Annotated in this window: 4 protein-coding genes and 3 tRNA genes; 1 reads left to right on the top strand and 6 read right to left on the bottom strand. The window is 38.7% G+C overall.

Features of this window, described 5'->3' with window-relative positions; genetic code table 11:
- The 4 genes from Q4546_RS18960 to Q4546_RS18975 form a co-directional block, all read right to left on the bottom strand.
- Positions 1–173 (bottom strand): GTP-binding protein (locus Q4546_RS18960; RefSeq protein ID WP_303446844.1); only part of this gene is annotated, 173 nt, incomplete at its 3' end.
- Between the two features lie 186 nt (positions 174–359).
- Positions 360–433 (bottom strand) — tRNA-Gly (locus tag Q4546_RS18965).
- 36 nt (positions 434–469) lie between these two features.
- Positions 470–554: transfer RNA gene (locus Q4546_RS18970), tRNA-Tyr, on the bottom strand.
- A gap of 7 nt (positions 555–561) precedes the next feature.
- Positions 562–637 (bottom strand) — tRNA-Thr (locus Q4546_RS18975).
- Positions 638–857: 220 nt separating this feature from the next.
- On the opposite strand from Q4546_RS18975, the gene coaA reads away from it, so the two are divergent.
- Positions 858–1,808 (top strand): type I pantothenate kinase, encoded by a 951-nt coding sequence (gene coaA, locus Q4546_RS18980; protein ID WP_102436324.1) that lies wholly within the window; start codon positions 858–860, stop codon positions 1,806–1,808.
- Positions 1,809–1,814: 6 nt separating this feature from the next.
- On the opposite strand, the gene birA is transcribed toward coaA, so the two are convergent.
- Entirely contained in the window at positions 1,815–2,780 is a 966-nt protein-coding gene (gene birA, locus Q4546_RS18985) for a bifunctional biotin--[acetyl-CoA-carboxylase] ligase/biotin operon repressor BirA (protein ID WP_102436322.1), read from the bottom strand.
- 1 nt (position 2,781) lies between these two features.
- Positions 2,782–3,795, bottom strand: coding sequence for a UDP-N-acetylmuramate dehydrogenase (murB, locus tag Q4546_RS18990; RefSeq protein WP_102436320.1), 1,014 nt, complete (start codon positions 3,793–3,795; stop codon positions 2,782–2,784).
- Positions 3,796–4,119 lie beyond the last annotated feature (324 nt).

Consider the following 4,119-nt stretch of genomic DNA (forward strand, 5'->3'; position numbering starts at 1 on the left):
TCACGCTCTTCTGGAGCGTTATCGATTTGTGCGAAATCTTTAACTTCACCACCATATACTTTTGACAATACAGCTGAAATAGCTGCTGTAAGAGTTGTTTTACCATGGTCAACGTGACCAATTGTACCCACGTTTACGTGTGGTTTACTACGTTCAAATTTTTCTTTAGCCATGATATTGCCTCAACCCAGAGTCTTGGTAATGAAAACACATATAGAAAAAATCCGATGCATTGAATGACATCGAATCGATTAGTTTAGGAGATTAGTTTAGCATAAGACAGGACGTGCTGATTTAAAGGATTTGATTGACTTAATAACTCTGACAGAGATATTAAGCAATCAAGTCGTTCAGCAATTTGGAGCGGATGGCGGGAATCGAACCCGCGTTATCAGCTTGGAAGGCTGGAGTAATACCATTATACGACATCCGCGCAACCTGTTTAAGGCTACCTAACTACCTTTAAAAATGGTGGAGGGAGAAGGATTCGAACCTTCGAAGGCTGAGCCGTCAGATTTACAGTCTGATCCCTTTGGCCACTCGGGAACCCCTCCAGAAAAATGGTGCCGGCACCAAGAGTCGAACTCGGGACCTACTGATTACAAGTCAGTTGCTCTACCAACTGAGCTATGCCGGCTAATCATTTCGGAAACGGATATTAGGTAAATGTCGGCACAAGTGCAATAGCAAAAGCATAAAAAAGATAAAAAAAGTCTTAAATGTCGCTTTTTTAGGCTCAATTTAACAACTGCGTTCAAAAATACCTCGATTTAAACTATTGCTAAAACTATCAATGCATTTTCTATTGTTCAATATATATTGTTGGTGTACTGTGCCTGATCTAAGGAAAGGACGTTATGACATCAAATAAATTATCTCAGCAAGCACTTTATTTTTCTTTTCAGCGCCAACAATGGTCTGAATTACGTAATTCGGTGCCTTTAACACTAAGCCAAGAAGAATTAGAAAACCTTCGAGGCATGAATGAGCAACTGTCACTCGATGAAGTGACGGATATTTATTTGCCCTTAAGTCGCCTACTCAACCTGATTATCAGTGCCAAACATCAACGCAGTGAAGTGCTTGATCAGTTCTTAAGTCATAAACCGACAAAAACACCTTACATCATTAGTATCTCAGGCAGTGTTGCAGTCGGTAAGAGTACCACTGCACGTATTTTGCAAACATTATTACAACGCTGGTCAGAGCACCCAAAAGTCGAATTAGTCACCACCGATGGCTTCTTATACCCGTTAGCAGAACTTAAACAACGTAATTTGCTTAAGCGCAAAGGTTTTCCTGAAAGTTACGACATGAAAATGTTGATTGATTTTATTTCCAGCATTAAAGCTGGCGATGAATCCGTATCGGCACCGTTATATTCTCATGTCAGCTACGATAGGTTAACGGATAGTGTCCAAGAAATTAATCAGCCCGATATTTTGATTATCGAAGGCCTTAATGTATTACAGACATCATTAGATCCATCACCTGATCATAAAAGTACCTTTTTGTCAGATTATGTCGACTTCTCTATCTATGTCGATGCTGAAGAGTCACTGTTAAAACACTGGTACCAGCAACGCTTTTTGAAATTCCGACAAGGGGCTTTCAGTGATCCTGAGTCGTTTTTCCATCACTATTCGACACTGTCTGATGAAGAAGCGAATGCTACGGCAGCGAATATTTGGGACACAATTAACGGCCCCAATTTACAGTCAAACATCAAACCCAGTCGTGCCCGCGCTAACCTCATTTTAAAAAAAGCCCAGAACCACCTTGTAGACCAAGTGCTTTTACGTAAATAAATACGGTTATTTGGCAGATGCCCTCAAGCTAATTTCGCCACCAATGTGTGATGTAATGTTGCCATTAATCTCCAATAAAATAGCGCCTTGTTGATCAATTCCTCGACAGATCCCCGATAGAGAATGAGGTGCCATGATCAAATCCACTTCTTTATGAATGAATAAATCATGTTTTTCCCATTGCGGTATAAAAGGCGTTAAGCCTTGTAATTCAAATAGGCGTAAATCTGATTTAAGTTGTTGATGTAAATCAATCATTAAATCAGTTTTATTTGGCATCTCCGCTAAAGCACTCAAGTCACTCCATGGTTGATCAATAGCTTCAGCATGCTTATTAGACATACTCATGTTAATGCCAAAACCGATCACTAAATTACATTCATCCAAGGAATGGCCAGACAATTCAATTAAAATGCCTGCTAATTTTTTATTATCTTTATAAATATCATTGGGCCATTTTAAGCCTAAATTTTCTACACCATATTTCTCTAAGGTTTTTACAATAGAGCAGCCAACAATTAAGCTTAAGCCCATTGCTGCATTCATACCTTGATTTAAGCGCCAAAAAATTGAAGCATAAACATGGTGCCCATAGGGAGATACCCAATTACGTCCTCGCCTCCCCCTACCTGCAGATTGATATTCAGCGATACAAATATCACCTGTTTTCAATTCATCAGCGTGTTGCAACATAAAGGCATTGGTGCTGTTAATGTCATCAAAATAAAAGCAACGATTATCTATTGCAGCCAATAGTTTTGCCTCATCAAATAATGGTAATGGGTTAGATAACTTATAGCCTTTGCCTTTAACACTGTATATATCTACGCCATAATCAAGTAACTGGCTGATGTGGTTGTTTACCGCGGTGCGTGATAAACCCACTTTTTGAGCAATTTGCTCACCAGAGACATAATCACTATGATCAAGCAAAGCTAGGATCTGTTTCTTTTTAACCCAATGACCATTCATATCAGATATCTACCTCGCCTTTTGGGCCAATAATTCTTGGTTCCGGTTCTAAATTTATATTAAATTTATCGTAAACTTTATTCATCACCGCATGAGCTAATTGACAAATATCATTACCCGTTGCCCCACCGAGGTTAACGAGCACTAGTGCTTGCTTGGTATGCACGGCAGCACGGCCTACTGTAAAGCCTTTTAAATTAGCTTCATCAATTAACCAACCTGCGGCAATTTTAATCGTGCCGTCAGTTTGCGCGTAGCCGACAAGATCACTAAATTCGGTTAATAACTCAAGATACTGCTTAGCTGAAATAATCGGGTTTTTGAAGAAACTACCAACATTACCAAGTACCTTAGGATCCGGTAATTTACTTTGCCTCACATCACATACTGTTTCAAATATTATTTGTGCGCTAACACTGTCATCCTGTAAGTGTTTTAGTGGTCCATATTCAAGATTAGGCGCCCACAACTTAGGTAATCTAAATTCAACCTCGGTGATGACAGCCTTATCCTTAAGCTGGTGTTTAAAAATTGAATCTCGGTAACCAAACTGGCACTGATCTGCGTCAAGGGTTATCAACTGAGATGTCGTATAGTCATAGTATTCTACTTGAGAGCAGAAATTATCGATTTCTACACCGTAAGCACCAATATTTTGAATAGGCGCGGCGCCAACTGTGCCTGGAATTAACGCTAGATTCTCTAAGCCGTTAATGCCATTTTCTAAACAGTATTCAACAAAATCATGCCAATTTTCACCTGCTTGAACTGATAAGATGAAATTAAACTCATCTTCAACGACCTTAATTCCTTTTGTAAGCACTTTTATAATGGTGCCATTGAAATCATCGGTAAATACAACATTACTGCCACCGCCTAAGATCAACATAGGCTTAGATTCACTGACAAGCTTAGAAACGACTGAAATCAGTTGTTTTTTTGAGTCAACTTCAACAATAGCGTCGCAACATTGTGTTAAGGCCAAGGTATTATGGGGAGCTAAACTTACAGGCATAAAGGCATAGTTCTAACGAAAAATAATGAACACTATTGTACTTAAGATATATACAAATGGCGAAATAAGTCTCTTTTGATTAATAAATTACTACATCCCGTAGGTTTTTATATCAAAACGTCTTAGCACTACTCGTGTCATATCAATATCTCTAAAAAACCTATAAAACTTTGCCTATTGAGCACCGGGAGCTTAATTTGTCTTCTATTAAAATAATATCCATAGACATATATATTGAAAGCCAGAAAGAGACTGTAACTAATTTTGTGTAACTGCTTATTAACACGTACTCTATAGAGAGTCAAGGATAGGCAGATACTCATG

Source organism: Shewanella sp. 4_MG-2023 (genome assembly GCF_030548015.1).
Lineage (GTDB): Bacteria > Pseudomonadota > Gammaproteobacteria > Enterobacterales > Shewanellaceae > Shewanella.

What these genes read in the sequence shown, in the direction of transcription:
- coaA (WP_102436324.1), top strand. Translation starts at nt 858, where the DNA reads ATGACATCAAATAAATTATCTCAGCAAGCACTTTATTTTTCTTTTCAG.
- birA (WP_102436322.1), bottom strand. Translation starts at nt 2,780, where the DNA reads ATGAATGGTCATTGGGTTAAAAAGAAACAGATCCTAGCTTTGCTTGAT.
- murB (WP_102436320.1), bottom strand. Translation starts at nt 3,795, where the DNA reads ATGCCTGTAAGTTTAGCTCCCCATAATACCTTGGCCTTAACACAATGT.